Raw genomic sequence first — 25,205 nt, forward strand, 5'->3', positions numbered from 1 at the left:
TCTACGAGATGGGGCGCAACGCGAGCGCCACCTGCTGACCGGCCAGCCCGCGGGCCAGCGCCAGCGCGCCGGTGAGCGTGGCGTCCGGGCGCGCGGATTTGGGCACCCAGTCCAGATCGCAGTCCGGATCCGGTGTTTCCAGGTGCAGCGTCGGCGGCACGATCGCGTGATGCAGGGTGAGCGCGGCGATCGCGATATTGAGCGCACCGGCCGCACCGACCAGATGCCCGGTCTGCGGTTTCACGCTGCTGGCCCGCACCGTGTCGGCGGTGGAGCCCAATGCCGTTCGAATGGCCCGGGTTTCGGTGACATCACCGAGCCGGGTGGCGCACCCGTGCGCGGCGATATATCCGACCTGATCGACCGGCATGGCGGCATCGTCGAGCGCGCGGGTGATGGCGGCGGCCAGTGCGCGCCCGTGCGGTTCCGGGGTGAGCGCCTGCCGGTCGTTGGTCAGGCCCGAGCCCGCGATCTCGGCGTAGCAGCGCGCGCCCCGGGCGAGCGCGGCATCGCGGCGCTCGAGGATCAGGAAGGCCGCGCCGTCGCCGAGCACCGAACCCGAGCGATCCCGGTCGAACGGCCGGAAAGCCGAGGGGCCGAGGTCATTTCGATCCGACAGCACCCCGAGGGTGTCCATATGCGACATCGGCCACCACGAGGTCGGATCATCGAAGCCGCCCGCGACCGCGATATCGGCCTCGCCCCGGCGCAGTGCCCGCGCGGCACGGGCGACGGCATTGGCGCCCGCCTCCGCGGTTCCGTGGAAATACGCGTTCGGCCCACGGACCCCGAACATTTGGGACAGGAAGAACAGCACGGCCGGTTGCAGGCCCTCGACGTAGAACAGCGGCGGGAACACCGACGACGCCACCTCGCCGAGCTTGCGGAAGTCGGCCCGGCCGTCCTCGCCGCGAACGGCCAGCGCGCCCTCGACCACGCCTTCGGGGCGGCACAGTTCCTTGTTGCCGCCCGCGAACACCCCGGTGCGCGCCGGATCCAGGTCGGCCACTTCGAGTCCGGCGTCCCGGAGCGCGAGCAGCGCTGCGGCAGCGGCGATCTCGTCCACCGGGGCCATGAAACGACGGGCCTTGCGCTCCAAATACGTACGGACGTCGAAGTCCCGCAACTGGGCCGCCTGGCGGGTGTGCAGGGACGCGGGTTCATAGGTCGAGATCGGCCCGATCCCGGTGCGCCCCTCGATGAGTCCCTGCCAGGTCGGTTCCTGTCCCTCGCCCAGGGCGGTGATCAGCCCGATACCGGTGACGACTACCTCGGTCATACCGGCACCACCGCTTCGACCGGGCTCAGCCGCAGGGACCGGCAGGTGGCGACCACCCGATCGCCGACCTTGGCCTGCACCTTGAAGGTTCCGGGCGCGGTGAGCGTCGCCTCGATGATGACGCGATCCCCCGGCTGCACGAAGTGCCGGAAGCGCACCACCCCGGCCTCACGCACCTGCCAGGCCGGACCCGGTTCGCCGACAACGTATTTCGCGGTCTCGATCATGCTGTCCAGCAGCAGCACCCCGGGCAGCACCGGAAAGCGCGGGAAGTGGCTGTCGAAGATGGCCAGGGTGGCCGGGATATTGCGGACCGTCACCGCGCGCTGCCCGGGTTCGACGAGCAGCACCCCGTCCAGGATCGGTTCCCATGCTGGGTTCATTGGTGCTCCTGTGGCTTGGCGACGACCAGGCAGGTGTTGGTGCCGCCGAACGCGAAGGCGTTCACCAGCACCGCGCCGACCTCGCGATGGACGGCGATATTGGGTACGTAGTCCAGGTCGAGCTTGGGATCGGGACGATCGAGGTTGATGGTCGGCGGCAGGATGGAGGTGCGCAGCGCACCGACCGCGGCCAGCACATTGAGCGAGGCCGCCGCCGAAGTCAGATGTCCCGTCATGGATTTCGGTGAGCTGACCGCCACACGCGCCGCGCTGTCACCGAATACGGATTTGATGGCGATGGTCTCGGAGAGATCGTTACCGGGTGTGCCGGTGCCGTGCGCGACCACGTAATCGATATCGGCGGGGGCGATTCCGGCATCGTCGAGCGCGCCGGTCATGGCGCTGATCGCACCGCCGCCATCGGGCGGCGAATCGGTGATGCGGTACGCGTTCAATGTCGAGGCGTAGCCCCGCAATTCGGCCAGGACGGTCGCGCCGCGAGCGTGCGCCGCCTCCCACTCCTCGAGCACCACCATGACCGCGCCTTCACCGATCACGAAGCCGGAGCGATCGGCTTCGAAAGGCCGCGAGGCCTTTTCGGGCCGATCGTTGTAGTCGACGGTGAGCGCGCCCAGCAGGCCGAAGCCGAGCACATCCATCCAGCTGGTCAGCGTGTCGGTGCCGCCCGCGACCATGGCGCGAGCGTCACCGTCCTGAATGGCCCGGAACGCCTCACCGATGGCATGCCCCGATCCGGCGCAGGCGGTGCTGACACTGATCATCGGCCCGGCCGCGTCGGCCGCCACCGCGAGCGCGGACAGCGTGATATTCGCGTTGCGGTACAGCACATCTCGCGGGGCGTGCCGATAGATCTCGGTGGCCCCGGTCCGATCGCGCAGGTACGCGACATCCACGACGGTCTGCAATTCCGGGCGGCCGACACTGGCTCCGACCGCGATGCCGATCTGCTCGGGCGCGTACGTGCCCGGACCGATCCCGGCCTGCGCGAGCGCTTCCCGGGTGGCCGCGATGCCGTACCGGCCCGCATCCGGCAGACGCCGATCGCGCAGGTCCGTACAGCGGAAATCCTTGACCTGTCCCCCGATTCGCGCGGGGTAGGTCGAGGCGTCGAAGGTGGTGAGCGGCCCGACGCCGCTGCGCCCCGACGCCAGACCCGCCCAGGTCTCGACGGCGGTATTGCCCAGCGGTGTCACCGCGCCGATCCCGGTGATGGCGACCCGCCTCATATCGCACCCCCGAGCAGCTGTTCACCGTGCAGGCGCACCCGTTCGGGATCATCGAGCTTGCCGGTGTCGATGAGCGCGCACATCACCCCGGTCGCGGTCAGCACCCGCCGCTCCCCCACGGTGACGGTGCCGTCCAGCACCGCCACCTCATCGGAGGTGGAGATCACCGTGCCATCGATGGTGAGCACATCACCGCTGTACACCTCCGATTCGAACGCGACGTGTTCGATGGACAGCAGCGCCGCCCGCCGGGCGTAATCGCTGCTGAGCATGACCAGCCAGGTTCCGGCCTGGCAGAGTGCCTCCAGCACCAGGGGTTTCGGCATGACCGGACCCTCCGGGCCCACCCGCCAGAATTCCTCGGCCGCCGAGGTGAGTTTGCGCGCCCGGATCTCGGTGTGCGGGGTCCAGGATTCGATGCGGTCTACCAGGTGGAATCGCATACAGTCCTCACAGCTTGGGGCGGCCGAGGCCGAGCGCGGCGCCCGCGCCGCCGTCGACCCGCACCAGCGAACCGGTCATATACGCCGCGCCCGGTCCGGCCAGGAAGGCGACCACCTCGGCCACCTGTTCCGGACTCGCGAACTCGCGCACGGGAATCTGCTGTTTGATCGAGCGCCCGCCGTCCTTGGCCAGCAGCCCGCCGACCAGTTCGGTCGGGGTGAAACCCGGCAGGGCGGCGTTCACCCGCACCCCGAAGCGCGCGAGTTCCAGTGCGCTGCACCGGGTGAAGGCGTTGATCGCGGCCTTGGACGCGGCGTAGTTGGATTCGCCGATCCAGCCCGCCTCCCCCATTACCGAGGAGACGTTCACGATCGCGCCCGCGCGCTGGCCCATGAAATGCGCCATGGCGGCCTTGGTGCAGTTGAACGTCCCGCCGAAGTTGGTGCGCATGACCTCGACCCAATCCGCCTCGGCGAGATTGAAAATCAGTCCGTCCCTGGCGATTCCGGCATTGTTGACCAGAATGTCGAGACCGCCGAGTTCGGTGACGGTGCGCTCCACCAGGCGCTGCGCCTCCTCGGGCGCGGCGACATCCGCGCCGAGGGCGATGGCTTTCCCACCGCGCGCATCGATTTCGCGCACCACGTCTTCGGCCTGCGCGCTGCCGGAGCGATAGTTCACCGCGACCCGCGCCCCGGCGGCCGCCAGGCGCAGCGCCACCGCGCGCCCGATCCCGCGCGAAGCACCGGTGACGAGCGCGACCTGACCGTCCAATTCGGCAGCCATATCAGGCCGCATTCTCGGCGGCCTTGGCCTTGCCGATCACAATGTCGATCAGGTTCTGCACGGTCAGCAGCGACATGATGCGCTCGGCGGGAAGCTTGCCCGCCAGCGCCTCCACATCGATCTGCGGCATCACCTTCGCCAGCTGCGCCAGTCCGGCGGCGGTGACGATCTCGTTCTCATCACCGAATTCCTCATCCGGGATACCGCCCTGGATGGCGTCACCGATATCGGAGGCCTGCACCTTGATGCCGCTCTTGCGCTCGACGCGGAACAGAATGTCGAGCAGGTCGATGGACTCGGCGCCGAGCTCATCGATGAGGGTCGACTCCAGGGTTACCTCGCTGTCGTCGAGCCCGAGGGCGGCGGCAACGGCTTCGATAACGGTGGAATTGATTTCGGACATGAGGGACTCCTCGTGAAGTGGTGAAACTGTCATTCGTGCGGTGGCCGTCGCGATTCAGGACGCGATGGCGCGCGCGTTCTCCAGCGCCGCGAGCACCGCGGCGAGGTTCTTGGGGTTGCCGGTGCCCAGCGTCTGGGCATCGGGCGCAATGCGTTTGGCGAAACCGGTGAGCGCACGGCCCGGGCCGATCTCCACCAGCGTGGTGCTGCCGGCATTGAGTGCGGCGCGAACCGTGCCGACCCACTGCACACTGCCGCTGAGCTGGCGGCGCAACAGGATTCGCGCCTCCGCGCCCGAGCGCAGCGGTGCGGCGGTCACCGAACTGATGACCGTCATGCGGGGATCGGCGAAGGGCTGGCGATCCAGCTCGGCCCCGAAATCGGCGGCGATGGCGTCCATCAGCGAACAGTGAAAGGGCGCACCGACTTTGAGCCATACGCATTTCTCGGCCCCGGCGGCCAGTGCGGCGGTCTCGACCTCGGCGATGGCCGCGGCGGTGCCGGAGATCACGGTCTGTTCGGGCTCGTTGTAGTTCGCCACCTCCGCGCCCGGGGCCTGTTCGCACAGTTCCTCGACCCGCTCCGCGGACAGCCCGATGATCGCCAGCATGGCCCCCGGCACGCTCGCACCGACCTGCGCCATGAGTTCGCCACGACGCGCGACCAGCAGAAGTGCCTGCTCATAGGTCAGCACCCCCGCGGCCGCCAGCGCCGCGAACTCGCCGAGGCTGTGCCCGGCCACCGCCGCGGGCTCGAAACCCCTGGCGCGCAGTACATCCCAGATGGCCAGACTGGTGGCGACCACGGCGGGCTGGGTGATATCGGTGCGCTGCAACTCCTCCTCGCTGCCGGTGCTGCACAGCTGCGAAATCGACTGCCCCAGTGCCGCATCCGCCGTCGCGAAGACGGCCGCCGCCTCATGATGATCGGCGCGCAAGGCGGTCGCCATCCCCGGACGCTGCGATCCCTGACCTGGGAACATGCCCAGAATCGGGCCCTCGAGCTCAATACCCATCGCTCGTGATCTCCTCTCCAGAGCGCCTGGAATCGAGCATGCCCGGGGGCACTGTGCCGCCCACTGGATCGCGTGCCGGGCGGTCCACTTGCAGTTCACTGGGCGGACCACTGAACGTCGCCGAATTCAAGACAACCTCGAGATGCCCGGCCAGCTGCGGTGGCCAGGCTGGCACCCGACATCGCAGACCAATTGCCGGGAGGCGCAGATGGTAGGGACACAGGCCCGCCGAGTCCTGATCGCCGGGGGCGGTATCGGCGGTCTCGCCGCCGCACTGGCGTTGCAGCACAGGGGATTCGAGCCGATCGTGTTCGAACGCTCGGAGACGCTGCGGGACGGCGGGGCCGGATTGCATATCTGGACCAATGGCACGCTGATCCTGGACCAGCTCGGCGTCGCCGACGAGGTGCTGAAAATCGCTCCGGCACAGGAGATCTGTCGATTCGCATCGTCACGTGGCGAAGTGTTCGGAGCCTGGGACGTCGGCTCGTTCACCGCGAAGTACGGACGGCCGACAATCGCCGTGGAGCGGTCGGTACTGCATCGGGCACTACGAGAGGCACTGAGCGGCAGTGTCGTTCGAACCGGAGCGGAGGTGGTGGGGTTCGATCAGAACGACACCGGCGTGACCGTGCGCCTCGCGGACGGCGGCACCGAAACCGGCGATGTGCTCATCGGCGCGGACGGCATCAACAGCGCGGTTCGAATCGGGCTGCACGGTGCCGAAAAGCCGCGCTACAACGGGTATATCGCGTGGCGCGGCAAGGCATCGCTCACCCACGACCTGATTCCCCCGGGCACCTTCCACGCGCTCTTCGGGCCGGGCACCCGCTTCACCTATTACGACGTCGCGCCCGGCGTCGTGCACTGGATGAGCGTCGCGAACGGTCCGGCGGGCGGGGCGAACGAGCCGGATATGAAGGCGCTGCTCGCCGAACGGCATCGCGGCTGGGTCGAGCCGGTGAGTGAAATCCTCGCCGCCACACCGGAGTCCGACATCATTCGCAGTGACGTCTACGACCGGCGGCCGAGTAAGAAGCGCTGGGGCCGGGACCGGGTGACCCTGCTCGGGGATGCCGCGCACCCCATCACCTTCAATATCGGGCAGGGGGCGTGCCAGGCCCTCGAAGACGCCATGATCCTGGCCGATGAACTCGCCGCCACCCCCGATGTGCCATCGGCCCTGCGGCTCTACGAACAGCAGCGCATCCCCCGCACCGCCGCAATGCAGCGCACCGCCTGGCTCATCGGGCAGATGGGCGCGGTGCAGCATCCGGCCCTCATCCAGCTGCGCCAGCTCGTCATGCGCCTGGCCTGGCCGAAATTCGCGTTCACCGCCGCCGAACGCGACCAGATCTCCTATGCCGCACGGTGGGCCACCGTGCCGACCGCCCCGTGACCGCGTACCACCCTGTGAATTCGGAAGGAAACCCCATGACCGAGCCGGCCACCGACCCCTATTTCTTCGGCGCCTTCGCCGACAAGTGGTGGAGCGAAGACTCGAATATGAAGAACCTGGCCTCTTTTCAGGGACCGCGGTTCGCGTACTTCGACAAGTTCGTCGACAACTGGGCCGGGAAGAAGGTCCTGGACGTGGGCTGCGCGGGCGGGTTCACCACCGAATTCCTCAGTGCGCGTGGCGCGCTGGTGAGCGGGATCGACCCCTCCCCCAATCTCATCGCCGTCGCGCGGGCGCACGCCGAGGAGACCGGCAAGGCCATCGACTATCAGGTCGGGGTCGGGGAGCAACTGCCGTACGCGGATGGCGCCTTCGATATCGTCACCTGTGTGGACGTGCTCGAGCACGTGACCGATCCGGCGCAGACCGTGCGTGAGATCGCGCGGGTGCTGGCTCCCGGTGGAATCTTCCTGTACGACACCATCAATCGGACGCCGGTCTCGTACTTCATGATGATCGTGATGCCGGAGTACGTGATGAAGATCGTCCCCAAGGGCGCGCACGCGTACAAGGACTTCATCAAACCGAGCGAGATGCGCGGCTACCTGTCCGGTGCGGGCCTCACCCAGCTGGACAAGATGCGCGGGCTGACCATCCTGGGCCAGCGCAAGGACGGCAGCCTGATGACCTGGCAGGGTCTGGACAGCACCTCGACGTACATGAACGTCGCCAAGAAGTAGACGCGACCTCCGTCATCCCGGCATGCTTCTTGGCCGGGATCCACATCGGTTGTGGATCCCGGCCAAAAGCGCGCCGGGATGACGGGCGGATCTAGGCCTGCTGTACCAGCAACTCCGAGACCTCCCACAGTTCGCGGGCGCGCTCGGTGTCATGCGATTCCGGCGCACTGGGCACCCTGTCCCGCCCGGTGAAATAGCTGCCGGTGACCTCCGCCATCTCGGGCGCGGTGGCCAGCCAGGCCAGATCGTCGGCGGACTGCGAGAGCGGCCGCGCCACCGGCATCATCAACCGGATGAGCGGGGTCATCAACCGGTAGCCCCGGCGCATCAGCAGCGGATAGTTGCGGGACAGCTGGGTTTCCGGCATCAGGCCCGGATCGAACGCATTGGCGGTGATACCGCGATCGGCCATCCGCCGTGCCAGCTCATAGGCGAAGTAGACATTGGCCAGCTTCGAGGTCGAATAGCGCACCCGGCCACCGCGATTCGAGGCCGTGCGGCGCTGCACCTCGACATCGGCCAGCTCACCCGGCGTGGTCCATTCGGGCGCGGGGAAGCCGCCGGACTTCTCCGGACCCTGATGCACATCGCTGGACACCACCAGGATGCGAGCCCCGGATGCCAGCGTCTCGATCACCTCGTCGATGAGCTGGAAATGCCCGAGATGGTTGGAGGCGAAGGTCATTTCGTACCCGTCGGCGGACTGCTGCACCCCGTCCACGATCTGCAATCCCGCATTGCAGATGATGGCCGCGGGCGGTTCCGCGAGCGATTTCAACTGCCGCGCCGCATGCCGCACCGATTCGATCGAGGCGAGATCGACGATCACGATCTCCACCTCGGCCGTGGGCACGGCCGTGAGGATCCGCTGTTTCGCCGCCGCCGCGCGGCCCTCGTCCCGGCAGCCCAGAATGACCGGAATGCCTTTGCCCGCAAGGATTGTCGCGGTCGCCAGACCCAGTCCCGAGCTCGCCCCGGTGATGACTATCGGCGCGCTCATGCCTTGTCCTGCCGCTCGCGGGTCAACCAGGACTCGGTGTATTCGGCGATCTGGGTCACCTCATTGCCCACATCGGTGGCGATATTGCCCTCGATCGCCTTGCCCAGCACCGGAACCCGCACATCCACCGTGCCGTCGAAATCCAGCGTCGATCGCGGACCGGCGTCCTTCAGCACGAATTTCGCCGCCAGCGTGATGGGCATCCCGGCGATATCGGCCACCATCTCCGCGTGCGCGACGCCATCGGTGAGCGGACCCCAGGACTCGGTCACCTCCAGCCGCACCGAATCCGGAATCAGCTTGGCCACCTGCGCGGGCATCCGGCCGACCGGCGCGGGCTTGGACACCACGATCCTGGTGGTGTCACCGGTGACCTCGAAGGACACCAATTCCGCTCCCGCGCCGTCCAATTCGGCGACCCGGTCCACCCAGTACTGCCGGGTGGTGACCGCGCGATGCACTTCCGCGGCCGACTGCGCGTACTCCTCGACGCGACTCACCTTGCGTGTCATAGCGTTCCCCCTGTCCGCGGAGTCGAACTCTTGGACGAACTCCACTTGAATTTCAGGCCGAGCGCGCGGCGCATGTTCTCGTCGAAGCCGATGGACCAGCGCTCGGTGATCAGTCCGGCGTCGACCCGGAACACGACCAGCGCGTTGAAGCTGACCTGCTGCCCGGTCGCCGGAATATTGAGGACCTCCCCCAAATGTGTTCCGGACCAAGTGTTGTGGCACGCGACGAGGCCATTATGCGCGCTCATCTCATGGGTCTGCACGGTGAGATCGGGCAGTACCGTCCGCATCAGGCCGATCGAGGCGTGCGCGCCCTCCGGCCCACGTTCGGGTGCACCCGGGAACGCCTGGTGGTCAATATATTTCGGGGAGTAGATCTCATACGCGACATCGAGTTTGCCCTGGCTGGCCATCTCGTCGAATACGCGGCGTATCAGCGCCTTGTCCGCCTCTGACATCAAAACTCCTGACTGCGGTGCATCGGTTTCCTGCGCCCGAGAATCACATCGGAGCATTGGACGAAACCTTGAACCCACCTTGACTCGAGCGGACCTCGAGGTGGCGCACCAGTCACCGCGGCAATTGTTTTCGCATGCGAAGTATCACCACCACAGTCCTCGCCGCCGCACTGCTGGCAACCCCGGCACTGCTCGCGCCGAGCGCCCACGCCGAGCCCGGCCGCACGGTCCACGTCTTCGAGAAGATGACCTCCCTGGAGATCAACGGCATGACCGGCACCTACTCCTACACCATCCACGACACCCCGGATGGGCCGGTGATCGGGCAGACCACGGGCTACTGCACCGTGTTCTTCCAGGATCCGAGCAATAGGGAGATGTACTCGTACTGCGATGACACCATGAGTTTCCACGGTGGCACGCTGCACTCCTTCGGTGTCATCAATATGACCACCGCCTACGCGGGCGCGCCGATCACGCTGGGCGTGAACGGCACCGCCGGCGACTTCGAGAATCGGATCGGCACCCGCTACTGGGTCGCCAAGTCCGAACCGAGCGCGGATTCGCGCTCGCAGATATTCACCGCGACTTCGGATTTCACCTTCATGTCCTGAGCTCGAAGCCTCAACACAGTTGCGCGTCGAACAGCGGGGCCAGGGAGGCGAGCATGAACTGCTCGCCCTGCCGGGTGCCGCCCGCCACCCGGCCGCTCATCGTCAAGGAGACGAACCCGTGCAGATACGCCCACATGGTGTGCACGGCGGCGGCCGGATCGCGCAACCGCTTGCCCTGATCGGTCGCGATGGATTGCAGCACCGCGTGGAAGACCGTGAAGCCGCGCTCCACCTCCGGCGGCATCTCCGCACCGTCGAAGGAGACCCCGGCCTGACCGTTCATGGCCTGGTACAGCTCGGGCGCGGCGAACGCGAAATTCCAGAACGCCGAGGCCACCGCGTTCAGGCGCTTGTCGGCGGGTTCGCTCATGGTGGCCTCGATACGGTCCGCGATATCCCGGAAGCCGACGCACATGACCTCCGAGACCAGCGCGTCCTTCCCGGAAAAGTACTGGTAGATCACCGGCGAGGTGTATTCGATGCGGTCGGCGATGCGCCGGATGGTGACCGCCTGCCACCCCTGTTCCGCCGCGATGCTGCGGGCCGTGTCGAGCAATAGGTTTCGCATGTACTCGCGCTCGCGTTCGCGTCGCCGTCCGCTGGGGCTGCTCGCAGGGGCCTTGACCTCTCGCTCCACGGATCCTCCTTTCATTGACAACAGCATACTGACAACGGTTGACTGTCTATCAGTGATAGATGTTCAATAGTCGATAGTTCAGCTACTACTGATCGAACGACAGGAAGCGCACCATGTTCACTCGATTAGGTCTCTTCATCGTTCGGCGAACGAGGTTGGTCCTGGTGCTCTCCGGGATCATCGCCGTGGCGGCCATGGCCTTGGCGGGCACCGCGTTCTCGAAACTGGAGACCGGCGGATTCGCCCCCGACAACGCGGAATCGACGCACGCGCAACAGCTCATCGACCAGCACCTGGACGGCAATCCGAACCTGCTGCTGTTGATCGAGGCCAAATCCGGCAAGGTCGACGATCCCGCCGTCGCCGCCGCGGCCGATCGGGTCACCACCGCGCTGAAGCAGCGCTCCGAAGTGCGAAACATCGTGTCCTACTGGACAACCGGCGCTCCCGCGCTCAAATCGCAGGACGGCCGCTACGGGCTGATCTCCGCCTTCGTCAGCGGCGACGAGACCGCAAGCGCGAAAACCGTTGCCGCCGTTGCGAAGGACGATCTCGGCAAGGCGGGCGACGCGGTGACGGTGCGGGCCGCCGGTGCGCTCGCGGTCAACAACGACATCAACACCGCGGTGATGAAGGGCCTGGTGCTGGCCGAATCCATCGCGCTGCCACTGACTCTCATCCTGTTGCTCGCGATTTTCGGCAGCGTCATGTCGGCGGTGCTGCCACTGCTCATCGCACTGCTGGCCATCGCGGGCACCTTCGCCGAACTGTCCCTGCTCGCCGAGGTGACTCCGGTGAGCATCTTCGCCACCAACCTCATCACCGCCATGGCGCTCGGCCTGGCCATCGACTATGCGCTCTTGACCGTCAGCCGCTTCCGTGAAGAACTCGCGCGCGGCACCGCCACCCCGGACGCGGTGGTGCACACCGTCCGAACCGCCGGGCGCACCATCGTTTTCAGCGCGGTGACGGTCGCGGTGGCACTGTCGGCGGTGCTGGTCTTCCAGTCGACCTTCCTGCGTTCACTGGCGCTGGCCGGTATCGGGGTCACGGTCATCGCCGCCGCAGCGGGCACGATTCTGCTGCCCGCATTGCTGGCGGTGCTCGGCCCGCGCATCGACGCCGGTCGAATTCCCTTCGTGCACAGCGCGAGTGCGCAGGAATCGCGGACCTGGGGTCGCCTAGCCGCGACCGTCATGCGCCGTCCGATCGTCACCGCCATTCCGGTGCTGGCGATTCTGCTCCTGGCCGCCGCGCCGGTGCTGCGCATCGAATTCGCCACCGTCGACGATCGCTCGCTGCCCACCACCACCGACAGCCGGGTCGCGCTCGATGTACTGCGCACCCAGTTCGGCGGGGACAGCACCGCGACCATCGACGCGGTCACCACCGATCAGGTGTCCGTCGTCGCGGTCGACGACTACGCCAAGCGCCTCTCACTACTGCCCGGGGTGGCCCGAGTCGACAGTCCCGCAGGGCTTTTCGTCTCCGGACAACCGGCCGGGCCCGCGCAGCGACAGCTCGCCACGGCCACCGCACAGCAGGTGGTCATCACGCCGAACGCCGATATCCACCCCGAATCGGGCACCGCGCAGGATCTGGTGCGAACTGTCCGGGCCACTTCCACCCCGGACGGCGCGCACTTCCTCGTCGGCGGCACCACCGCCACCCTGGTCGATACCAAGCACGCCATCAGCACCCGGCTGCCCTGGGCACTGCTGCTGCTGGTCGTGACGACCTTCGTGGTGTTGTTCCTGTTCACCGGCAGCGTGATTCAGCCGTTGCGGGCGCTGCTGCTCAACGCGCTCGGCCTGTCCGCCACCTTCGGCCTGATGATCCTGATCTTCCAGCAGGGACACGGCGCCGGACTGCTCGGCATCACACCGCGTCCGCTGGACATGTCGATGCCGGTGTTGTTGCTGTGCATAGCATTCGGCCTGTCCATGGACTACGAGGTATTCCTGATCAGCCGGATCAAGGAGCTGCACGATGCCGGGGCGAGCACCCGCGAGGCCGTGGTCGAGGGCCTGGGCCGCACCGGGCGCATCATCTCGGCGGCGGCGGTGCTGATCGCCATCAGCTTCTTCGCCTTCGCGCTCAGCCCGGTCAGTTTCGCGAAGTTCTTCGGCATCGCGGCCGGGCTCGCGGTGGTGCTCGATGCCACCGTGATGCGCGGAATTCTGGTTCCGGTCACCTTCCGGCTGCTGGGTGAGCGGGCCTGGTACGCACCGGGACCGCTGAAGCGGCTCCACCAGCGCATCGGCGTCCGGGAATCGGATGCGGACGAGTTGCCCGCGACACCGCCCGCGAAGCCGGAGACCGCACCGGCGACACTGACGGGAAGTTAACAGGTTTACCTGAAACCCAAGGTAGACAAGCTATTTCGAGCTCCCTCCCGGCGCAGCGCACAAGATCACGACCGGACACGATCAGCTATCAGTGATAGGATCGCTAACGGTTGAGATCAGCGGCGACTCGACTGCGCTGGGGGGGATCTTCAATATTGGCTTGTTATGTTGGGGGCAGTATGGAATTTCAACTTCTCGGATCGCTGGACCTATATGCGGGCCATGCTCCGATTAGCCTCGGTCCACCGAAACAACGAGCAGTGCTCCTGCCACTTCTTTTGGAACCAAACACACCGATCGGCTTCGATACATTGGTCGAACGGGTATGGGATGAATCACCGCCTTCGGATGTTCGCAATGTCGTCTACACGTATGTGACCCGACTGCGGCGCATTCTCGAGAAAGCGAACGAAGGCTGCAATTCGGCGAATGACGTCAGAATAGTCCGCCAGAACGGCGGCTATCTGCTGGATATCGCGCCGAACTGTATCGACCTGCACCGGTTTTATGCGCTGATGAGTGAGGCCCGGCAGGAAAACAACCCTCGTACCAGGGCTTTCCTGCAAAAATCAGCACTGAATCTGTGGCAGGGATGCCCCATCGCGAATATCTCCGGGAGCTGGGCGACCCGGGTCCGGGAATGGCTCGACCGGGAACGACTCGACGCCATGACCGATTGGGCCGAAACGGAAATAATGATCGGGAACTCGAGTGCGGTGATCACCGAACTCCGCCGCGAGATGGCGAATAATCCACACTCCGAGCTCGTGATAGAAAAACTCTTGCAAGCCCTCATGCAAACCGGGCGCACCGTGGAAGCGCTCGAACTGTATGGGACAGCTCGCGGTCGCATTGTGGAAATGATGGGCGCGGAACCGGGGCCGCGGCTCCGGGAAATTCATCGCACCCTGCTGGCCTCGGATAGTTTCGATCTGCGCGAAATATCCTGAGGGCGGTCCCGTGGTCATCGGAATCAAGATTCCGTCAAGTGTTCCGGCCAGTCTCCGGTGACAGTCTTGGTGCGCATATTCGACGGCGTGCCGCAGCGCACACGAGATTAAGGCTGGATCAATGGCCAACGGGAAAACAGTCTTGCGTCAGGTGGTTCGCAGCACCGCCTGGGCTCAAGGCGCCGCACGCGTGGCAATCGGCAGCGGCATGCTGCTCAATCCCGCGGAGACGGTCAAATCGTGGTCGGGCGAGTACGACGAGAAGATGTCCTCGTTGCCGTCCCGGGCGTTTGGGGCCCGGGACCTGGTGCTCGGCGCCGGCACCCTGTTCTCGCTGTACCGGGGCCATCCGGTGCGGCACTGGTTCGTGCTGAGCGTGGGACTCGAGCTCATCGACGCCTCGGTCACCCTCAACAAACGTCGCATCACCGGTAACTCCGGTGCCCCCGACACCTGGGAACTCCTCACTGCCGCAGGTCTTTTCGGTGGCCTCCTGGTCGCCGGCCTGCTCGACGACTGAAGATTGGGAGCGGAAAACCCGTGCGAAACATCACCGAAGGACTGCTGACGGTGTCGGTGCTCGGCAGCGCCGTCGTCTACGGCACCGACGTATTCTGCGCGATCGTGCTGCGCCCCGCCCTCGCGGCGGTGGACGACAACGTGCTGGTGCAGACCATCGGCAATGTGCATCGAATCGCGGACGCGCGCATGCCGATTCCCGGCGCGGCGGGCTGGATCGCCGCCGGACTCGCCGCGGTGACCTCGCTGATCGACGGCGATAAGAAGGTCACGCTGCTGGCCGCACTGGCCTTCGCCTTCCTGGCGGTCTGGATGGCCATCTACGTCCGCGTCAGCGCCCCGATCAACAAGCAGCTCACCGCCGCCTCGCAGGGCGCCGCACCCGCGGGCCTGGATGCCCGCGCCCTCCAGAAGCGCTGGGACAGCGTCATCTACGCGCGCGCCGGTCTCCAGACCGTCGCGCTGCTGAGCCTGTGCCTGGCCATCCGGGAAGCCGCGTGAGCAGAGTTCGCATGACCGCCGCCCAGCGCAGTGAGCAGGTGCTCACCGCGGCTGTGGCGGCATTCTGCGAATCCGGTTACGCCGGAACCACAACCGATGACATAGCGCGGCGGGCGGGCGTCTCGCAGCCCTATGTCATCCGGTTGTTCGGCAGCAAGGAACAGCTCTTCCTGGCCGCGGTGCACCGCGTCTGCGATCGCATCGCGGACATCTTCCGCACCATCGGCGAAAACCGGGATGCCGCAACCGATCCGGCGGAACTGCTCGCCGCGCTCAGTGCGGGCTACGCCGAGATCCTGGCCGAACGCGAACTGGTCGTCGTCTTCCTGCACGGGATGGCGGCGAGTTCACATCCCCCGATCGGCGTCGCGGTGCGCGAGCGCTACGGCGAGATCTACGCCCTGGTCAAGGAATTGACCGGGGCGACCCCGGACCAGGTCACCCGTTTCTTCGAAACCGGCATGCTGCTCACCGTGATGACGGCCATGCAGGTCATCGGCCCCGGCGCGGTGGATACCGACTGGGCCCGGGAGATCACCGAGACCTTGGAATCGAACTCGGCGCACGAGCTGGTCTGACTCCCCCGTCATCCCGGCATGTCTTTGGCCGGGATCCACACCGCCACTGTGGATCCCGGCCAAAAGCGCGCCGGGATGACGGGGATTGCGCCGGAAACGGGGAAGGCCCCGAGTCGAATTCGACTCGGGGCCTTCCCTTTACAGCGTGCGCGGGCTCAGTGGCCGTGCGAACCGCTGTCCGCGGTGTCCTGGTGGGATTCCAGGGCGGCCAGCATGTCGTGCTCTTCCTTGTGCGCGTGCTCGACGTTCTCCAGCTGCTGCTGGGCCGGGTCGGCGAACAGGAAGGAGCCGGTGCCGGGCTTACCGGCGGAGCCCAGCTTGGACATCTTCTTGGGCACCGGGGCGCCCTGGTACTCCAGCGGGATCGGGTGACCGTGCGAGTCGACCGGGCCCAGGGGCTGGTGGATCTCGATGTACTCACCGTGCGGCAGGCGCTTGATGACACCGGTCTCGATACCGTGCTCGAGCACCGCCCGGTCGCTGCGCTGCAGACCCAGGCAGAACCGGTAGGCCGCGAAGTACGCAAGCGGCGGCACGGTCAGCAGGGCGATGCGGAAGAACCAGGTGGTGGCGTTCAGCGAGATGTCGAACTTCAGCGAGATGATGTCGTTGACACACGCCAGGGTCAGCACCAGGTAGAACGCGATGGCCATGGAGCCGATCGCGGTACGCACCGGCACATCGCGCGGACGCTGCAGCAGGTTGTGCCGCGCGGTGTCGCCGGTGAGGCGCTTCTCGATCCAGGGGTAGATCACCAGGACGGTGAACACCAGGCCCATGATCAGCGCGACCCAGAAGGCGGCCGGAACCGTGTGACCCCAGAAGTAGAGCTCCCACGGCGGCATCAGACGCGCCATACCGTCGGTCCACATCATGTAGAAGTCCGGCTGCGAACCCGCGGAGACCTGAGACGGGTTGTACGGACCCAGGTTCCAGATCGGATTGATCTGCAGCACGCCACCCATGATCGCGACGATGCCGAGGGTGAAGGCGAAGAACGCGCCCTGGTCGGCGGCGAACACCGGCACGATGCGCGCGCCGACGACATTGGTTTCCTTGCGACCCGGTCCGGGGAACTGGGTGTGCTTCTGGTACCAGACCAGCGCGACGTGCGCGGCGATCAGGGCCAGCAGAATGCCCGGAATGAGCAGCACGTGCGCGATGTACAGACGCGGGATGATGATCTCGCCCGGGAAGTCGCCCGCGAAGATCAGCCAGTGCAGCCAGGTGCCGATGACCGGAACACCGATGGTGATGCCCGAGAAGGCCGCGCGCAGACCGGTACCCGAGAGCAGGTCGTCCGGCAGCGAGTAACCGAAGAAGCCTTCGAACATCGCCAGGATGAGCAGCAGCGAGCCGATCACCCAGTTGGCCTCACGCGGCTTGCGGAACGCGCCGGTGAAGAAGATGCGGAACAGGTGGATGATGATCGACGCCGCGAAAAGCAGTGCCGCCCAGTGGTGCACCTGGCGCACGAACAGACCGCCGCGCACCTCGAACGAGATGTTCAGCGCGGTCTCGTAGGCCCGCGACATGGTGACACCGCGCAACGGCTGGTACGAGCCGTTGTAGACGGTCTCCGACATGGACGGGTCGAAGTACAGCGTCAGGTAGATACCCGACAGCAGCAGGATGATGAACGCGTACAGCGCGATCTCACCGAGCAGGAACGACCAGTGGGTCGGGAAGACCTTGTTGATCGACCGCTTCACGAATGCGGCAGCGTGGTACCGCTCGTCGAGTTCGTTGACCTGGCTCATGAACGACGCTCCCAGAAGGCCGGGCCGAGGGGCTCGAGGAAGTCGTGTACGGCGACCAGATAGCCCTCGGCATTGACGGTGATCGGCAGCTGCGGCAGCGCGCGAGCGGCGGGACCGAAGACCGGCTTACCCCACTCGGTCGCGGAGAACTGCGACTGATGGCAGGGGCACAGGATCCGGTTGGTCTGCTGCTCGAAAAGCGAGGTCGGGCAACCGAGATGGGTGCAGATCTTCGAGTAGGCGAAGTAGTCGCCGTAGTTGAAGCTCTCCTGGCCCTTACGCTTGATGGCCTTTTCGGCGTCCGCGGTGCGCAGGCGAATCAGCATGACCGCGTTGCGGATTCCACGCAGCGACTGCAGGGTCTCGTGCTCGTCGCCACGCCATTCTTCCTTCCAGGGGAAGACGGTTTCCATGGCGCCGGCGTCGAGGTCCTCCGGGCGCACCAGGACGATGTCCTCGGGGCGGCCGGTATCGCGACGCAGGAAGATGGTCTGGCCCGCGAAGTCCGGGGTCCAGCCCGAGACCCACAGCGGCGACTTGTCGCGCTTGGCCCACGGGTTCTTGACCATGCCGCCGACGAACACGAGCAGCGCGCCCACGCCGAGCACACCGACGCCGGCGCCCGCGGTGCGGGTGATCAGCTTGCGGCGGCCCAGGGTGGAGGTCTCCACCGCGTCCTGCAGCTGCGCGCCCAGCGTGCGGCGGTTGACCTCGGAGGAGCGGCCGTCGTGGCGATCCTGGATGGAGATCTCGACCGGGATGAACTTCTTGCGGATGAGCACCACGGCGATACCGACGGCGAGCACCGCGATACCGAGCGTGAGGCCGTACAGCGGAGTGGTCAGCGTGTAGGCGGCATTGCCGTCCTCGCCGCGACCCTTGTACTCCCAGGGCCAGAACAGGTAGATGCCGACGAGCGCGGCGCCGAAGATACCGGCGATGGCGAACCACAGCGCCACCTGGCGCTCGGCGCGCTTCTCCGCGCGGGTGCCGGGCACCGGCCAGCGCGGTGCGCGGTAGGCCACGTCGACACCGTCGAGCTTGGTGCCGAGTTCGACGAGCTCATCGCGCGACATGGCGTCGAGCTGCTCATCGGTGAAATCGTGCTCGCTGGGGTTGTCCCCCATGCTCTTTCGCTCCTGTTCACTCATGACCGGGATCCGATCCACATGGCCGATCCGACCAGCGCCACGATCCCGACGATCCAGATCGCGAGACCTTCGGTCGCGGGACCGAAGCCGCCGAGGCCGTAGCCGCCCTCGGACTTGGTCTCCATGCGGTCCTTGATGTACGCGACGATGTCCTTCTTCTCCTCCGGCGACAGCTGCCGGTCGGAGAACTTCGGCATGTTCTGCGGGCCGGTGAGCATGGCCAGGTAGATCTGCTGCTCGCTCGCCTCTTCCAGGGGCGGGGCGAACTTACCGGAGGACAGCGCGCCGCCCTTACCGGTGAAGTTGTGGCAGGACGCGCAGTTCATCCGGAAGAGTTCGCCACCGCGGCCGAGATCGGCTCCGGCGATGATGGACTCCTGGGCGATCTCCCCGTTGGGGTCGCGCAGCACGGTCGGGCCGCCGCCGTTCGCCTGGATGTAGGCGCCCAGGGCGTCGGTCTGGCCGGCGTCGAACTTCGGGGGCTTGCGCACGATCTGCGCCTCGTTGCGGGCGGCGGGCATACGACCGGAGGAAACCTGGAAGTACACCGCGGCCTCGCCGACGCCGATCAGGCTCGGGCCGCGATCCTGCACACCCTGCAGGTTCGCGCCGTGGCAGGTGACACACGAGGTGTCGTAGATCTGCTTGCCCTCGCGGATCAGCGCGGACTGGTCCTCGTGCGCCGTGGCGACCTGCGCCGTCGGGGTCAGGGCCGATGCCGCGAAGCCGGCTCCGACGAGGCCCATCAGAAGAACCAGACCGCCGGCGAGCTTGCGGCGCATGCGCCGCTGCTTGCGGGTCTTGGTGGCCTCGCCGATCCCCTCGCTGGGATCTGGCGCTGACGGGGGAGATGAACTCATCTGTGTCCCTTTGGAGTAGACGGAACCGACTTGTCAGAAGCTTCGTGCCTACGGCGGGCTGTGCCGTGGTACTGGATCCGCTTGCTAGCGGATGAAGTAGATCGTGGCGAAGAGCCCGATCCAAACGATGTCGACGAAGTGCCAGTAGTAGGAGACAACGATCGCCGCGGTCGCCTGCGCGGGGGTGAACTTGCTGAGCGAGGTGCGGACCAGCAGGAACACGAACGCGATCAGACCGCCGATGACGTGCAGACCGTGGAAGCCGGTGGTGATGTAGAACACCGAGCCGTACACGGTGCTGGAGATCGTGGTGCCTTCTTTGACCAGGTTCGTGTACTCGTAGCCCTGACCGGCCACGAACATCGCGCCCATGATCAGCGTGATGGTGTACCAGCGGCGCAGGCCGAACACATCGCCGCGCTCGGCCGCGAAGACGCCCATCTGGCAGGTGAAGGACGAGGCCACCAGGACTGCGGTCACCGGCACGGCGAGCTTGAGGTTCAGCTCGGTCGGCTCCATCGGCCACTTACCGTGGGCCTGCGCGCGAGCGACAAAGTACATAGCGAACAGGCCGGCGAAGAACATCAACTCGCTCGACAGCCAGATGATGGTACCGACGCTGACCATGTTGGGCCGGTTCAGCGAATGCACTCGCTGGGTAATGGCCGATCCTGGGGTCCCTACTGCGGTCGTCACGCCGGTAAGTATGACTTGTCGTAGTACGACAGACATAGCGGGGTACGAAAGTTCGTCGTACGTGTCGGAAACCGCAGGGCGAGCAAGCCTCTCGATGGGCGCTCGGCGTGTCACGGACCAACCTAGATTGCCCAGGTAAGAGAAACCTGAGCCCTATTTCGGAGGAGTTTTCGAACCATGGAATGGGTGCGGCGACTGCTGCGACGCGGCGGGACAACGGAACTGGATCCCGGGCGCGCCGATCTCGTCACGGTGGCGTCGAGTTTCGATGACGCGGAGGCGTGTTCGGCCGCATTGGCCCGAGCGGAGAACTGGACTCCCGACCAATCGGTGGTGCTGCGGCATCACCTGCGGATTCCGGTGGCGCGGCAGGCGGAGGTCGCCGCCATCGCCGCGCAGGGCGGCTACACGCTCGGTCATACCGGCGACGAGTCGAATGTGATCTTGCAGCGCGTGCAGGTGCTCGACGCCCTGCACTGCTCGCAGGAACGCTCGCGAATGGCGAGCCTGGCCCACCGCCACGATGGCGAGGCGCTGGGCTGGGATGCCCTGCAACCGGCCGCGGAGCCGCCGAGAGAAAAGAAATAGCCCCCGCCCACTAGGCTTGCACCGACAACACTGGTGGCCCGACATCCACTCCGGATTCCCGGGGGAACGGAAGAGCAATGAGCGCGCGCAGCTGGCGAGAAATCCTCGGCATCCTCACCGATGGCAATGATCTGTCCACCGATGAGGCCGCGTGGGCCATGAACGAGATCTTCACCGACAGCGCCACCTCCGCGCAGATCGCCGCGTTCGGCGTGGCCCTGAAGATGAAGGGCCCCACCCCCGATGAGCTGGGCGGTCTGGCCCAGGGCATGCTCTCGCACGCGCGCCGGGTGCCGTACAAGGGCGCGGCGGTCGATATCGTCGGCACCGGCGGTGACCGCTCCGGCACGGTGAATATCTCGACGATGTCCTCGATCGTGGTGGCGGCCACCGGAATTCCCGTCGTGAAGCATGGCAACCGCGCGGCATCCTCCAAGAGCGGCGGCGCGGATGTGCTCGAGGCGCTCGGGGTGAAGATCGCCCTCGGCCCCGAATCCGTGGCGACCTCGGTGAACGAGGTGGGCATCGGCTTCTGTTTCGCCCCCGTGTTCCATCCGTCGCTGCGTTTCGCGGGCCCGGCGCGCAGTGAGATCGGCATTCCGACGGTCTTCAATATCCTCGGCCCGCTGACCAATCCGGCCCAGCCGACCGCGGGGCTCATCGGCTGCGCCTTCGCCGATCTGCTCCCGGTCATCGCGGGCGTATTCGCCGGTCGCGGCGCCTCCGCGCTGATCGTGCGCGGCAATGACGGCCTGGACGAGATCACCACCGCCGACACCACCGACGCCTGGGTCGTCGCGGGCGGTCGTGCGTTCGAAACCACCATCGACCCAACCGAACTCGGCATTCCCCGGGTGGCTCCGGAAGCCCTGCGCGGTGGCGATGCCGCCATGAACGCGGTCATCGCCCGCAATATGCTCGCCGGTGAACCCGGCCCGGTGCGCGATGCGGTGCTCCTGAATTCGGCCGCCGCCGTGGTTGCCTTCGAGTTGACTCCGGACACGGCCACGGACAATCTGCACCCGCAATTGGCCGCGGCCCTGGAACGCGTCGCCGCCGCCATCGATACCGGTGCGGCCGCCGACCTGTTGACCCGCTGGGTCACCGTCACCAATCAGCTCGGTTCGGACTGACCCGGACTTATCACCGCCGGGAGGCGTGTTTGCCGGCGGGATGCCCGTGACGGCGCTACAGTTTTGGCGTTGAGCAGGCGGTTTCCCGCTGATGGGTGCGGCTGACCGCGACACTGGCCCAGTCGAGGATGTGCGGCAATGGTGCGGTTCGGGCGCGACGGAATACCTTGGCGGCGGGGACTTCTCACGATCGGCGCGGTGCTGGCGGCGGGGGCCGCGATGGGGGTGGTGCCCGAGAGCGGGGCGCATCCGGTCGCGCCGATATTGACGCAGACCGCGAGCGGCACGCTGAGCGTGGACGGGCACGATTACGGCGATCCGGCGGGCTGCCTCACCGTTCGCAAGGTGCCGCGCCGCCTGGCGGTGGTGAACCACACCGCCCAGGAAGTGCGGGTGTATCTCCTACCCGGCTGCAAGGGCGGGGTCACCAATGTGGTCGAGCCGGGCAGATCGGCCACTCCGCTCGGGGCGTCCATACAGACCGGCTAGTTACCCGGGAATCCGCGCCGGGGGCGCATCGCCCTACCCGGCGAACCCGCACCCGCGCGGCATGTCCGCGACGGCTATTCGCCGATGGAGAACCCCGCCTCGACATCGGCGCGGTTGTAGGACTTGAACGCGATATGGGTCGCGGTGCGCACCACCCCGGCGGTCTTGTTGATCCGCCCGGTGACCACCTCCGCGATGCGCTCGTATTCGCGGACGCGCACGACCGCGATCAAATCCACGTCACCCGCGCAGGAGTACACCTCGGCCACACCGTCGATATCGGCCAATTCCTGGGCGGTCTCAGGAATGCGGTCGGACTCGGCGTGAATCAGCACGATCGCGGTAATCATGTGGCCAACTCTAGGTGATCGCCGGGACGGTGTTGCCGGTTGCGTCAGTCGGGCAGCGCGCCCGGCTCGTCGATGGGACCGCCGAGGAGTTCGGTGGCGGCCCGGTGAATCTTGGCCAGCGCGCTCATCAGGTTGGCGCGCTCGGTGGCGGTGAGCGCCGCGGTCACACTGTCCTCCAGCGCCTTTCGCTCCGCTTCGACGGGCCGCCGCAGCTCACGCCCCCGATCGGTGAGCCACAGCCGCACCAGCCGGTTGTCCCGGTCATCGCGTTTGCGCACCAGCAGCCCGGCGGCGGCCATCCGGGTCGCCATCTTCACCACGGTCGGCGTGGTGACATGCAGCGCCGCCGCCATCTCCCCCGGCGTGCGCCCGTCGTGTTCCCACAGCACCGCGAGCACATGGTTCTGCCCCAGGTGCAGTCCGTGTCGCCGCATATCGCGATCGGCCAAGGCGCGCAATGCCTTCGACGTATTGCCGTGCAGTTCCAGGAATTCGGGCATCCATCCTCCGGGTGCGGAAATCAACCGTTGCCCTTCGATCGTTAGCCGTCTAGCGTTATTCGATAGACGGCTAACGAACAAGGGATTCTCATGATACTTCTGACCGGAGCCACCGGGAACATCGGCCGTGAGCTCACCCGCCAACTGGCCACCGCCGCAACGCCTTACCGGGCATTGGTGCGCGATCCCGCCCGCGCGGAACTGCCCGGCGGCGCGGCCTGCCGCGGCGATCTCGACGACCCGGACGCGCTCACGCCCGCCTTCGACGGGATCTCCGCACTGTTCCTGCTGGTCCCCGGTACGGGAATGGAACACGCTCGCAATGCCGTCGCCGCTGCCCACAGCGCGGGGGTGGAGCGGATCGTGGTGATCTCGTCGTTCTGGGCTGTCGGCGATCCGATACCGGCCATGGGCCGCTGGCATCACGAACGGGAGCGGCTGGTGCGCGAGAGCGGGATCGCCTCGACGATCCTGCGCCCGGGTGGACTGATGAGCAATGCCCTGGAATGGGTTCCCGCGATTCGCGCAGGTGCACCGATCCTGGACCCCACCGGCCCCGGGCGGTTCGCGCCGATCGATCCGGCCGATATCGCGGCGGTCGCGGCGCTGGCGCTGACCAAGGACGGCCACGGGGGCGCGGCCTACGACCTGACCGGCGACGAATCCCTCACCTGCGCGGAGCAGGTCGGCATACTGGCGCGAGTTCTGGACCGCCGCTTGGCGGTTCGAGCGACGAACACCGTCGAAGAGGCCGTGCGCGCCCGGTTCCCCCGGGGTGCGCCGCCCGCCCTCGCGGCGGCGATCGCGGAGTCGTTCGAGCAGATGCGTTCGGACACGGTCGGCCTGCGCACCGGCACGGTGAAAGAGCTGCTGGGCCGCGCGCCGCATACCTTCGAGGACTGGTGCCGCGCCCATCGATTGGCATTCGGTCCCACTGAGTGAACATGTTTCGCCAATCGGGATCTTGTTTTGCCGAAAACCCCTACCGGCCAGTCACTTCGGGGTGATCATGGATCGCAAAAGTGAACCGACTAGGAGTCACTAGGGTGACTGTCCAGGGGGTTTTCATGTTCGATCTGCTACCGGCCATCCCGGTTCTGCGTCACCTCTCCCGAAATACGGCTCGGCTCGCCGTACGCACCCTGCTCGCGGGCGCCACCGTCGTGGTGGTCGCGGCGGGGGCCGCACCGGCGCAGGCCGATACCGGCGCGGTCACCGTTCCCGCGCAGTCCGAGGCGGTCACCGCCGCCCGTCCCGATACCGTGACCGCACCCGGCCAGGCGATCGCGCCGGAGCCCGCCCGGCCCATCGTCATGCCCGCCACCCCGATCGCGGGAATCACCGAAGACGTTGTGAACGTGCTCAATTCGGTGACGACGCTGGTTCCCGGCCTGGATCTGCCGGGACTGGAACTGCCCGCCATGTTCAGTCCGAGCACCGCCATCGTGGTGCTCGGCTACGGTCTGATGCCGGACGGGGAGATGCGGCCCGAGCTGATCAATCGCCTGTACGCGGGCTATGTCTCGGCACTGCTCTCACCGATGGCCCCGGTGATCCTCACCGGCGGCAATCCGCAGGCGGGCGTCACCGAGGCGCAGGCCATGGCGGATTGGATGACCCAGCGCGGCATCTCCCCCGATCGCATCCACACCGAGACCAAGGCGAATTCGACGGTGCAGAACGCCGCCTTCTCCGCCAAGCTCATGGAGGTGATCGGCGCGCACGCCGCCATCCTCATCACCTCGGCGGACCATATCGCGCGGGCGCTCAGCAATTTCCGCTCGGCCGGGATATCCGTGGTGGCGACCATGACCCCCGATGAATCACCTTTGTCCGCACAGCCTTTCGGCCCGGACAAGTAGCACG

30 protein-coding genes are annotated in these 25,205 nt (G+C 66.6%); 13 read left to right on the top strand and 17 right to left on the bottom strand.

The features are described 5' to 3' along the window. Window position 1: 1 nt before the first annotated feature. Genes ACFVUS_RS40180 through fabD form a run of 7 tightly spaced genes read right to left on the bottom strand, consistent with a single transcriptional unit; the run spans window position 2 to window position 5,556 of the window. Window positions 2-1,279 (bottom strand): beta-ketoacyl-[acyl-carrier-protein] synthase family protein, encoded by a 1,278-nt coding sequence (locus ACFVUS_RS40180; RefSeq protein WP_387779484.1) that lies wholly within the window; start codon window positions 1,277-1,279, stop codon window positions 2-4. Then, window positions 1,276-1,662 (bottom strand): 3-hydroxyacyl-ACP dehydratase FabZ family protein, encoded by a 387-nt coding sequence (locus tag ACFVUS_RS40185; RefSeq protein WP_387779487.1) that lies wholly within the window; start codon window positions 1,660-1,662, stop codon window positions 1,276-1,278. The genes ACFVUS_RS40180 and ACFVUS_RS40185 overlap by 4 nt, the downstream gene beginning before the upstream one ends. Then, the gene (locus tag ACFVUS_RS40190; protein WP_387779490.1) at window positions 1,659-2,909 is read right to left on the bottom strand and encodes a beta-ketoacyl-[acyl-carrier-protein] synthase family protein; all 1,251 of its coding nucleotides are present in this window, start codon (window positions 2,907-2,909) and stop codon (window positions 1,659-1,661) included. The genes ACFVUS_RS40185 and ACFVUS_RS40190 overlap by 4 nt, the downstream gene beginning before the upstream one ends. Further along, window positions 2,906-3,352 (bottom strand): hypothetical protein, encoded by a 447-nt coding sequence (locus ACFVUS_RS40195; RefSeq protein WP_387779493.1) that lies wholly within the window; start codon window positions 3,350-3,352, stop codon window positions 2,906-2,908. Before ACFVUS_RS40195 ends, ACFVUS_RS40190 begins: the two co-directional genes overlap by 4 nt. A 7-nt stretch (window positions 3,353-3,359) precedes the next feature. Then, window positions 3,360-4,139 carry a 3-oxoacyl-ACP reductase FabG gene (fabG, locus tag ACFVUS_RS40200; RefSeq protein WP_387779496.1) on the bottom strand — a complete coding sequence of 260 codons (780 nt, stop codon included), beginning with the start codon at window positions 4,137-4,139 and terminating at the stop codon, window positions 3,360-3,362. A 1-nt stretch (window position 4,140) separates the two neighbouring features. Then, a complete protein-coding gene (locus ACFVUS_RS40205; protein WP_387779499.1) occupies window positions 4,141-4,542 on the bottom strand; it encodes an acyl carrier protein in 402 nt (133 codons plus the stop codon). 54 nt (window positions 4,543-4,596) lie between these two features. Then, window positions 4,597-5,556, bottom strand: coding sequence for an ACP S-malonyltransferase (gene fabD, locus ACFVUS_RS40210; RefSeq protein WP_387779503.1), 960 nt, complete (start codon window positions 5,554-5,556; stop codon window positions 4,597-4,599). A gap of 208 nt (window positions 5,557-5,764) precedes the next feature. Here fabD and ACFVUS_RS40215 point away from each other — a divergent pair, with 208 nt between their 5' ends. Next, window positions 5,765-6,955, top strand: coding sequence for an FAD-dependent monooxygenase (locus tag ACFVUS_RS40215; RefSeq protein WP_387779506.1), 1,191 nt, complete (start codon window positions 5,765-5,767; stop codon window positions 6,953-6,955). Between the two features lie 35 nt (window positions 6,956-6,990). Beyond that, on the top strand, window positions 6,991-7,695 hold the full coding sequence (ubiG, locus tag ACFVUS_RS40220; RefSeq protein WP_387779509.1) for a bifunctional 2-polyprenyl-6-hydroxyphenol methylase/3-demethylubiquinol 3-O-methyltransferase UbiG: 705 nt from the start codon (window positions 6,991-6,993) through the stop codon (window positions 7,693-7,695). A 91-nt stretch (window positions 7,696-7,786) separates the two neighbouring features. Here the strand turns inward: ubiG and ACFVUS_RS40225 are convergent, their stop codons facing one another. The 3 genes from ACFVUS_RS40225 to ACFVUS_RS40235 are packed head-to-tail and all read right to left on the bottom strand — an operon-like array spanning window position 7,787 to window position 9,665. Then, entirely contained in the window at window positions 7,787-8,695 is a 909-nt protein-coding gene (locus ACFVUS_RS40225) for an SDR family NAD(P)-dependent oxidoreductase (protein ID WP_387779512.1), read from the bottom strand. Next, a complete protein-coding gene (locus ACFVUS_RS40230) occupies window positions 8,692-9,207 on the bottom strand; it encodes a DUF2505 domain-containing protein (RefSeq protein ID WP_387779515.1) in 516 nt (171 codons plus the stop codon). The genes ACFVUS_RS40225 and ACFVUS_RS40230 overlap by 4 nt, the downstream gene beginning before the upstream one ends. Further along, window positions 9,204-9,665, bottom strand: coding sequence for an ester cyclase (locus tag ACFVUS_RS40235; protein ID WP_387779518.1), 462 nt, complete (start codon window positions 9,663-9,665; stop codon window positions 9,204-9,206). Before ACFVUS_RS40235 ends, ACFVUS_RS40230 begins: the two co-directional genes overlap by 4 nt. A 134-nt stretch (window positions 9,666-9,799) precedes the next feature. Here ACFVUS_RS40235 and ACFVUS_RS40240 point away from each other — a divergent pair, with 134 nt between their 5' ends. Next, window positions 9,800-10,279 (top strand): hypothetical protein, encoded by a 480-nt coding sequence (locus ACFVUS_RS40240; protein WP_387779521.1) that lies wholly within the window; start codon window positions 9,800-9,802, stop codon window positions 10,277-10,279. A 10-nt stretch (window positions 10,280-10,289) separates the two neighbouring features. On the opposite strand, the gene ACFVUS_RS40245 is transcribed toward ACFVUS_RS40240, so the two are convergent. Next, a complete protein-coding gene (locus tag ACFVUS_RS40245) occupies window positions 10,290-10,931 on the bottom strand; it encodes a TetR/AcrR family transcriptional regulator (RefSeq protein ID WP_387779524.1) in 642 nt (213 codons plus the stop codon). Window positions 10,932-11,080: 149 nt separating this feature from the next. Between ACFVUS_RS40245 and ACFVUS_RS40250 the strand changes: the two genes are divergently transcribed. From ACFVUS_RS40250 to ACFVUS_RS40270, 5 genes are all read left to right on the top strand, one after another. Beyond that, complete coding sequence (locus ACFVUS_RS40250) at window positions 11,081-13,264, top strand: MMPL family transporter (protein WP_387779527.1); 2,184 nt, start codon at window positions 11,081-11,083, stop codon at window positions 13,262-13,264. Window positions 13,265-13,443: 179 nt separating this feature from the next. Continuing rightward, window positions 13,444-14,214: a BTAD domain-containing putative transcriptional regulator gene (locus ACFVUS_RS40255; protein WP_387779530.1), complete on the top strand. Its 771-nt coding sequence runs from the start codon at window positions 13,444-13,446 to the stop codon at window positions 14,212-14,214. 121 nt (window positions 14,215-14,335) lie between these two features. After that, complete coding sequence (locus ACFVUS_RS40260; RefSeq protein ID WP_364643847.1) at window positions 14,336-14,734, top strand: hypothetical protein; 399 nt, start codon at window positions 14,336-14,338, stop codon at window positions 14,732-14,734. Window positions 14,735-14,754: 20 nt separating this feature from the next. After that, entirely contained in the window at window positions 14,755-15,234 is a 480-nt protein-coding gene (locus ACFVUS_RS40265; protein ID WP_387779533.1) for a DUF1772 domain-containing protein, read from the top strand. After that, the gene (locus tag ACFVUS_RS40270; RefSeq protein WP_387779536.1) at window positions 15,231-15,812 is read left to right on the top strand and encodes a TetR/AcrR family transcriptional regulator; all 582 of its coding nucleotides are present in this window, start codon (window positions 15,231-15,233) and stop codon (window positions 15,810-15,812) included. Before ACFVUS_RS40265 ends, ACFVUS_RS40270 begins: the two co-directional genes overlap by 4 nt. Before the next feature lie 155 nt (window positions 15,813-15,967). Here the strand turns inward: ACFVUS_RS40270 and ACFVUS_RS40275 are convergent, their stop codons facing one another. The 4 genes from ACFVUS_RS40275 to ACFVUS_RS40290 form a co-directional block, all read right to left on the bottom strand. Further along, window positions 15,968-17,572 (bottom strand): cytochrome bc complex cytochrome b subunit, encoded by a 1,605-nt coding sequence (locus tag ACFVUS_RS40275; protein ID WP_387779539.1) that lies wholly within the window; start codon window positions 17,570-17,572, stop codon window positions 15,968-15,970. Then, window positions 17,569-18,723 (bottom strand): ubiquinol-cytochrome c reductase iron-sulfur subunit, encoded by a 1,155-nt coding sequence (locus ACFVUS_RS40280; protein ID WP_387779542.1) that lies wholly within the window; start codon window positions 18,721-18,723, stop codon window positions 17,569-17,571. The genes ACFVUS_RS40275 and ACFVUS_RS40280 overlap by 4 nt, the downstream gene beginning before the upstream one ends. Next, the gene (locus tag ACFVUS_RS40285; RefSeq protein WP_387779545.1) at window positions 18,720-19,583 is read right to left on the bottom strand and encodes a c-type cytochrome; all 864 of its coding nucleotides are present in this window, start codon (window positions 19,581-19,583) and stop codon (window positions 18,720-18,722) included. The genes ACFVUS_RS40280 and ACFVUS_RS40285 overlap by 4 nt, the downstream gene beginning before the upstream one ends. A gap of 84 nt (window positions 19,584-19,667) precedes the next feature. Continuing rightward, a complete protein-coding gene (locus ACFVUS_RS40290) occupies window positions 19,668-20,279 on the bottom strand; it encodes a heme-copper oxidase subunit III (protein ID WP_364643862.1) in 612 nt (203 codons plus the stop codon). A gap of 177 nt (window positions 20,280-20,456) precedes the next feature. Here ACFVUS_RS40290 and ACFVUS_RS40295 point away from each other — a divergent pair, with 177 nt between their 5' ends. From ACFVUS_RS40295 to ACFVUS_RS40305, 3 genes are all read left to right on the top strand, one after another. Then, the gene (locus ACFVUS_RS40295) at window positions 20,457-20,867 is read left to right on the top strand and encodes a hypothetical protein (protein WP_387779548.1); all 411 of its coding nucleotides are present in this window, start codon (window positions 20,457-20,459) and stop codon (window positions 20,865-20,867) included. Between the two features lie 77 nt (window positions 20,868-20,944). Further along, window positions 20,945-22,000, top strand: a complete 1,056-nt coding sequence (gene trpD, locus ACFVUS_RS40300) for an anthranilate phosphoribosyltransferase (RefSeq protein WP_387779551.1) — start codon at window positions 20,945-20,947, stop codon at window positions 21,998-22,000. A 138-nt stretch (window positions 22,001-22,138) separates the two neighbouring features. Further along, on the top strand, window positions 22,139-22,489 hold the full coding sequence (locus tag ACFVUS_RS40305; protein ID WP_387779554.1) for a hypothetical protein: 351 nt from the start codon (window positions 22,139-22,141) through the stop codon (window positions 22,487-22,489). 74 nt (window positions 22,490-22,563) lie between these two features. On the opposite strand, the gene ACFVUS_RS40310 is transcribed toward ACFVUS_RS40305, so the two are convergent. After that, window positions 22,564-22,839, bottom strand: coding sequence for an Lrp/AsnC ligand binding domain-containing protein (locus ACFVUS_RS40310; protein WP_364643874.1), 276 nt, complete (start codon window positions 22,837-22,839; stop codon window positions 22,564-22,566). A gap of 44 nt (window positions 22,840-22,883) precedes the next feature. Continuing rightward, window positions 22,884-23,339 (bottom strand): MarR family winged helix-turn-helix transcriptional regulator, encoded by a 456-nt coding sequence (locus tag ACFVUS_RS40315; protein ID WP_387779558.1) that lies wholly within the window; start codon window positions 23,337-23,339, stop codon window positions 22,884-22,886. Window positions 23,340-23,429: 90 nt separating this feature from the next. On the opposite strand from ACFVUS_RS40315, the gene ACFVUS_RS40320 reads away from it, so the two are divergent. Then, window positions 23,430-24,281, top strand: a complete 852-nt coding sequence (locus ACFVUS_RS40320; RefSeq protein WP_387779561.1) for an SDR family oxidoreductase — start codon at window positions 23,430-23,432, stop codon at window positions 24,279-24,281. A gap of 104 nt (window positions 24,282-24,385) precedes the next feature. Then, window positions 24,386-25,201, top strand: a complete 816-nt coding sequence (locus ACFVUS_RS40325; RefSeq protein ID WP_387779563.1) for a YdcF family protein — start codon at window positions 24,386-24,388, stop codon at window positions 25,199-25,201. Window positions 25,202-25,205: the final 4 nt, after the last annotated feature.

This window comes from Nocardia sp. NPDC058058, assembly GCF_042885355.1.
GTDB lineage: Bacteria > Actinomycetota > Actinomycetes > Mycobacteriales > Mycobacteriaceae > Nocardia.

Excerpts from the sequence above, each read along its gene's own strand:
- ACFVUS_RS40180 (WP_387779484.1), bottom strand. The coding sequence starts at position 1,279 with ATGACCGAGGTAGTCGTCACCGGTATCGGGCTGATCACCGCCCTGGGC.
- ACFVUS_RS40185 (WP_387779487.1), bottom strand. The coding sequence starts at position 1,662 with ATGAACCCAGCATGGGAACCGATCCTGGACGGGGTGCTGCTCGTCGAA.
- ACFVUS_RS40190 (WP_387779490.1), bottom strand. The coding sequence starts at position 2,909 with ATGAGGCGGGTCGCCATCACCGGGATCGGCGCGGTGACACCGCTGGGC.
- ACFVUS_RS40195 (WP_387779493.1), bottom strand. The coding sequence starts at position 3,352 with ATGCGATTCCACCTGGTAGACCGCATCGAATCCTGGACCCCGCACACC.
- fabG (WP_387779496.1), bottom strand. The coding sequence starts at position 4,139 with ATGGCTGCCGAATTGGACGGTCAGGTCGCGCTCGTCACCGGTGCTTCG.
- ACFVUS_RS40205 (WP_387779499.1), bottom strand. The coding sequence starts at position 4,542 with ATGTCCGAAATCAATTCCACCGTTATCGAAGCCGTTGCCGCCGCCCTC.
- fabD (WP_387779503.1), bottom strand. The coding sequence starts at position 5,556 with ATGGGTATTGAGCTCGAGGGCCCGATTCTGGGCATGTTCCCAGGTCAG.
- ACFVUS_RS40215 (WP_387779506.1), top strand. The coding sequence starts at position 5,765 with ATGGTAGGGACACAGGCCCGCCGAGTCCTGATCGCCGGGGGCGGTATC.
- ubiG (WP_387779509.1), top strand. The coding sequence starts at position 6,991 with ATGACCGAGCCGGCCACCGACCCCTATTTCTTCGGCGCCTTCGCCGAC.
- ACFVUS_RS40225 (WP_387779512.1), bottom strand. The coding sequence starts at position 8,695 with ATGAGCGCGCCGATAGTCATCACCGGGGCGAGCTCGGGACTGGGTCTG.
- ACFVUS_RS40230 (WP_387779515.1), bottom strand. The coding sequence starts at position 9,207 with ATGACACGCAAGGTGAGTCGCGTCGAGGAGTACGCGCAGTCGGCCGCG.
- ACFVUS_RS40235 (WP_387779518.1), bottom strand. The coding sequence starts at position 9,665 with ATGTCAGAGGCGGACAAGGCGCTGATACGCCGCGTATTCGACGAGATG.
- ACFVUS_RS40240 (WP_387779521.1), top strand. The coding sequence starts at position 9,800 with ATGCGAAGTATCACCACCACAGTCCTCGCCGCCGCACTGCTGGCAACC.
- ACFVUS_RS40245 (WP_387779524.1), bottom strand. The coding sequence starts at position 10,931 with ATGAAAGGAGGATCCGTGGAGCGAGAGGTCAAGGCCCCTGCGAGCAGC.
- ACFVUS_RS40255 (WP_387779530.1), top strand. The coding sequence starts at position 13,444 with ATGGAATTTCAACTTCTCGGATCGCTGGACCTATATGCGGGCCATGCT.
- ACFVUS_RS40260 (WP_364643847.1), top strand. The coding sequence starts at position 14,336 with ATGGCCAACGGGAAAACAGTCTTGCGTCAGGTGGTTCGCAGCACCGCC.
- ACFVUS_RS40275 (WP_387779539.1), bottom strand. The coding sequence starts at position 17,572 with ATGAGCCAGGTCAACGAACTCGACGAGCGGTACCACGCTGCCGCATTC.
- ACFVUS_RS40280 (WP_387779542.1), bottom strand. The coding sequence starts at position 18,723 with ATGAGTGAACAGGAGCGAAAGAGCATGGGGGACAACCCCAGCGAGCAC.
- ACFVUS_RS40285 (WP_387779545.1), bottom strand. The coding sequence starts at position 19,583 with ATGAGTTCATCTCCCCCGTCAGCGCCAGATCCCAGCGAGGGGATCGGC.
- ACFVUS_RS40295 (WP_387779548.1), top strand. The coding sequence starts at position 20,457 with ATGGAATGGGTGCGGCGACTGCTGCGACGCGGCGGGACAACGGAACTG.
- trpD (WP_387779551.1), top strand. The coding sequence starts at position 20,945 with ATGAGCGCGCGCAGCTGGCGAGAAATCCTCGGCATCCTCACCGATGGC.
- ACFVUS_RS40305 (WP_387779554.1), top strand. The coding sequence starts at position 22,139 with ATGGTGCGGTTCGGGCGCGACGGAATACCTTGGCGGCGGGGACTTCTC.
- ACFVUS_RS40310 (WP_364643874.1), bottom strand. The coding sequence starts at position 22,839 with ATGATTACCGCGATCGTGCTGATTCACGCCGAGTCCGACCGCATTCCT.
- ACFVUS_RS40315 (WP_387779558.1), bottom strand. The coding sequence starts at position 23,339 with ATGCCCGAATTCCTGGAACTGCACGGCAATACGTCGAAGGCATTGCGC.
- ACFVUS_RS40320 (WP_387779561.1), top strand. The coding sequence starts at position 23,430 with ATGATACTTCTGACCGGAGCCACCGGGAACATCGGCCGTGAGCTCACC.